Origin of the sequence: Priestia endophytica, assembly GCF_026790145.1 — a bacterium.
Taxonomy (GTDB): Bacteria; Bacillota; Bacilli; order Bacillales; family Bacillaceae_H; genus Bacillus_I; species Bacillus_I endophytica_A.
The window spans coordinates 52,513-56,823 of record NZ_JALAMS010000030.1 but is presented as its reverse complement, the minus strand read 5'-3'; the positions used below and the strand labels follow the sequence as shown (position 1 = coordinate 56,823).

Genomic DNA, 4,311 nt, shown 5'->3' with positions numbered 1-4,311 from the left:
TTTCCATACCGATCACACACCTTTTTTAGAGTAATAGTATCAGTATGTCCAAGTTTGATAGATTAATTACAATCAGTTTAAGGTTTTTGCACCAGAACTTTGCTTATTATTTCATGAAAGATAACAAAGGAAAGCGTGCCCATTGCTCCTCCAGTCAATAAAGCTTGTAATTTAAGCGAGGAAACTTGTACGCTTTCTCCCATCCATAAACTTCCACCCCAGGAGAGAGAAAGGAAGACTATAATGAATAAAAAGCATAATTGAGGTACTTTTGCTATGGATAAGACCGCCATGATTGCCATGCCTTCTGGAATCTGGCGTAAAATCGTGGCTATGAATACGGGAGCTGATTGGTGTATATCCGTTATTCCGAATGCTTTTTTATTATTCGTTCCATGATGATATCCATCATGTGAATGGGCCATCCTATCATTCCTCCTTTTCCATATCTTATATATATATGAGTATATGCTCATATGATATAATTTTATATGTTCTTAAATTGTACAATAAATTACATTTTATTTTTTGTTACTGAAAAGCAATATATTCTACAAGAAGTAAATACACTGCATCGAAAATTGCAGTTAAACATTGTATAAATTTTCTTAACAAATCAATAGAACAATTTAAAAGAATGAATAGTGAGGTGATTGTAATGAAGAATAATGATGAAAAGAAACTTCTAACATTGATGGCTTTACTCCCAATCGCAATAATACTTATTGTTTTCACAGGGCTCATAATTGTCCTAAATTCCCAATAAACTTCAACTGAAATTTGGGACTTAAAAAGTTAAATATTACATTAAAGAACAAGGAGTGGAAGGCCTCCAGAAAAAAGAACGCACACAAAAGTGAAGAATCTATTTGAAGACAGGAGATTCAAAGAAAACAAATGAAGAGTTAGCAAAGTAAATTGAATATTTTAAGAATACTCTCTGTCATGCTTTCTAAAGTCAGATATCTAACCTCCTCTTTATTCATGTAACCCTTTATAACAAACTCATGATCCACCAATTCGTCCGTAAAAGTATATGTTTACGAACTATCAAAGGGCAGGATAACTGAACAACAAGATTTAATAAATAAACCTTAGTAAAGGGACACTATGCACTGAGGTGGTCATATGATAAAGAAAACATTATTTTTGATAGTTTTACTTTTTATATTAACTGTCCTACAAAATAGGCGAATTCCTCTGATTTACCTGAAGATGTGTGAGAAGAAGAATTAATCAAGCTATTACATTTAACCGATATTATAGTGACTACCTAATTAAAAAATCCTTCCATCATTCGTAATGGAAAGATTTTTATGTTTATTTACTCTTGCCTCATTGCTTTTTGGCGGCATGCTTCAATGGCATCCATCATTAAACGGTCCAAATGGTTTGTGTCTAGTACCTCTAAACCAGCAGCTGTTGAACCGCCAGGAGTGGCTACCTCATCTGCAAGTTCAGCAGGGGCCGCATTTGTTTTTAGCATTTCTGCAGAACCAGCAATCATGTTGGCTACTAGCTTTCTTGCTTGATCTTTATTGACACCTGACGCTAATGTTATTTTTTCAAGTGCTTCTGCTACCCGATAGATAAATGCTGGAGCACTTCCAGTTACAGCAGTTAGCTCATGAATTTGCTGCTCTGTCACTTTTTCAAATTCACCAATATCGTAAATTAATGCCTCAATCCATCCCTGTTGTTCTTGATTCACATTTTGCCCGAGTGCATACAAAGTCATTGACTTACCTAATTTAGCTGCTGTATTAGGCATAACCCAAGCTACAGGTGTCCCTTTAGGAAGTCTGGACTCAAGGTAAGTTGGACCTATTCCGGCGGCTACCGTAATGACTAATTGTCCATTAATGTCTTTAGATAATTTTGCGAGAATGTCGTCATGAGACTCAGGTGGCATGGCAAGAATAATGATATCCATCTTGTGTATTTCTTGTGACCAGTGGTTAGTGGTTTCCACCTCAAAGGTTTCTTTTACCTCACGTAGCCGATCTTCATTTCCATTGTTGCCGACAAGAATGGCGAATTCATTTTTGTTTATTCCTCTAATTAAGGCTTGGGCCATGCGCCCTGCCCCTATAAATAATACATGTTTTTTATTGTTACTCATTGTTATTCACCTTTTTCTGCGTTGTATTTGCCGCCTTTATTAGGATAGTTTTCCCGATTAGTGGATAGGTCACTCTAAATCTGTAGTCCTTCGGAATCTTGTTTCACTAACAAAGACGGAGCCCAATAACAGTAAACCATCAATTACTTGTAACAGGGTGAATTGCTCTTGTAAAAGCAATCCTGATATTAAGATATATAGTTATTGTACTGAAGAGTTTTCAGTGCAAAAGAGAAAGAGCAAACTTACTTAGTTTGTTCTTTTCACTTTAAAATTTATCACAATTAATTATAAGAAAATACGTCAAATAAAAAAGAAAGTAATAAAAGAAAGTTACTAATTATAGAGACGACTCAAAAACTATAACTTTTAAGTCGTCTTTTTCCTAAAGGTAAATCATGATAAGTCAGTCAATATAACACCAATTATCGGCAATCATAAAAGGTAGACATTAAGCATAATTGATAACATAAAGGACTCTACCACAAAGAAGACACTGATGGAAAATTTATCAATGTCTTTTTTGTCTATATGATTTTTATCGATAATCATAACAGATATAACAGATGTTATACCTTAAGGCAATTACATTTATTTGATAATTTTTTACTAAAAAGTAATTTGCACATCCACATTTCACTTCATACTTACTTATATAAAAAGATATTTATTTTGTCATTGTTATCAATTGTCGCTAGTAAAATATTTTTTATTTCTACATTATGTACCATTCTAATTTTATCTTTTAACCAATCTTTATCTTTACCAGTTTGTTTTAATTCTTCAAAATCAATTTTTCCATCTTTGATAATCGTTATAGGAAAAGAGAATGGCTTTGTCATTATCTTCATATCTTTAGGAGTTAATGCTTGATACTTTGGATCTAAAACAAAAGAAATCGTACCATCTGATTCCCACAATGCTAGAGCAACCTTTTGAATATCCTGTATTTGTTCTTTTCTTAATTCTGATAATAAGATTTCAAGAGGTATTCTCGCTTTGGTTAAACCCTTATAAATTATTTCCCCATTTTTTATGAGAGGAAAAGGAGAAGGATCAACAAATTTTGTGAATTTCGACCACTTAAGGCTTAAAAATATGAAAATAAGATACAAAATAACTAATACACCTATCGTTATCATGGATCCTTTCATTCCTAAGTGTTGATCAGACAAAGGATGGGCAATAATATTTCCAATTGATAAAGCCATTATAAAATCAAGTAACCTTAACTGAGATATTGATCGTTGCCCCATTATCTTAGCAACAAAGAGTAAAAAGAAAAAAGAAATAATTGCTCTGAGAGTCCATTGAATTTCAGTAAGTGATTCTTGACTTTGAAAAAAATCCATATACATTCACACCCTACGTTTTAGATAAAAAGTCAATAATTAGTATCACCTACTAACAATTAATTATAAATTTTATATAAAGCAGATATCTTTATATAAATGAAAAATATCCAATGTTTTGAGCAAACTACTTATGATGCAAAAGCATCTACCACTTTTTTTATTTAAATTTCGCACAGAAAAACTCCCTACTGCACAAGGGAGTTTTTCTGTTTTTAGGCTGTATACGATATACAAAGTTAGTTGACATAATGTTGATTCTAAAAAACAAGAAAGCGTAGAAAAGGCAGGGGTTCCTCTAAACTCGGAAGGCGCCTTATGGCACCTTTTGTTAATTCACATTACTTTTAATTATCCATTCTACTTCCGTTAATTCTTGTTCTTGCACATTTTTGGTGTGTGGTTTGGTGAAATGGACATTAACAGCTTCTTCGTTTTCCCAAATCTCCCAAAGCATTATTTTTCGTTCTGATGGTTCAAGAGGATAAGCATGAAATTTAATACATCCTTCTTCTTTATTCGTTTTTTCCTCAAGTTTTTTGAACTCTTCTATTATTTCATTAAAATTCTTATCACTAACAATATTCAAGCATGCAGTTATGTAGTGCATCAGGTTCCCCTCTTTCATAATTTCTTGTAGTTTATCATTATAACGTTTCTCAGAAGTATTTTAAGGAAAATATTCCATTTTATCAAGGGAATAACTTTAGGATATAGTGTATTCTATATACATTTTTAGTTCACATAATGTTGCTTATCAGAAATAAAAAAGCGAAAACTCGTTCAGTAACAATGAGTTTTCGCTTTTTCTTTTCGTTTATATATACTTTTACGGAC

The 4,311-nt window shown here is 32.5% G+C and carries 4 protein-coding genes; all 4 read right to left on the bottom strand.

Going from position 1 to position 4,311, the window contains the following annotated elements; translation table 11 throughout:
* Window positions 1–77 precede the first annotated feature (77 nt).
* Window positions 78–425, bottom strand: coding sequence for a hypothetical protein (locus MOC86_RS20095; RefSeq protein ID WP_268585775.1), 348 nt, complete (start codon window positions 423–425; stop codon window positions 78–80).
* Between the two features lie 899 nt (window positions 426–1,324).
* The gene (gene proC, locus MOC86_RS20090) at window positions 1,325–2,122 is read right to left on the bottom strand and encodes a pyrroline-5-carboxylate reductase (protein ID WP_268585774.1); all 798 of its coding nucleotides are present in this window, start codon (window positions 2,120–2,122) and stop codon (window positions 1,325–1,327) included.
* Between the two features lie 647 nt (window positions 2,123–2,769).
* Window positions 2,770–3,474, bottom strand: coding sequence for a DUF421 domain-containing protein (locus MOC86_RS20085; protein WP_268585773.1), 705 nt, complete (start codon window positions 3,472–3,474; stop codon window positions 2,770–2,772).
* 331 nt (window positions 3,475–3,805) lie between these two features.
* The gene (locus MOC86_RS20080) at window positions 3,806–4,102 is read right to left on the bottom strand and encodes a putative quinol monooxygenase (RefSeq protein WP_419146665.1); all 297 of its coding nucleotides are present in this window, start codon (window positions 4,100–4,102) and stop codon (window positions 3,806–3,808) included.
* Between the last annotated feature and the right edge of the window lie 209 nt (window positions 4,103–4,311).

Excerpts from the sequence above, each read along its gene's own strand:
- MOC86_RS20085 (WP_268585773.1), bottom strand. The coding sequence starts at position 3,474 with ATGGATTTTTTTCAAAGTCAAGAATCACTTACTGAAATTCAATGGACT.
- MOC86_RS20080 (WP_419146665.1), bottom strand. The coding sequence starts at position 4,102 with ATGAAAGAGGGGAACCTGATGCACTACATAACTGCATGCTTGAATATT.
- MOC86_RS20095 (WP_268585775.1), bottom strand. The coding sequence starts at position 425 with ATGGCCCATTCACATGATGGATATCATCATGGAACGAATAATAAAAAA.
- proC (WP_268585774.1), bottom strand. The coding sequence starts at position 2,122 with ATGAGTAACAATAAAAAACATGTATTATTTATAGGGGCAGGGCGCATG.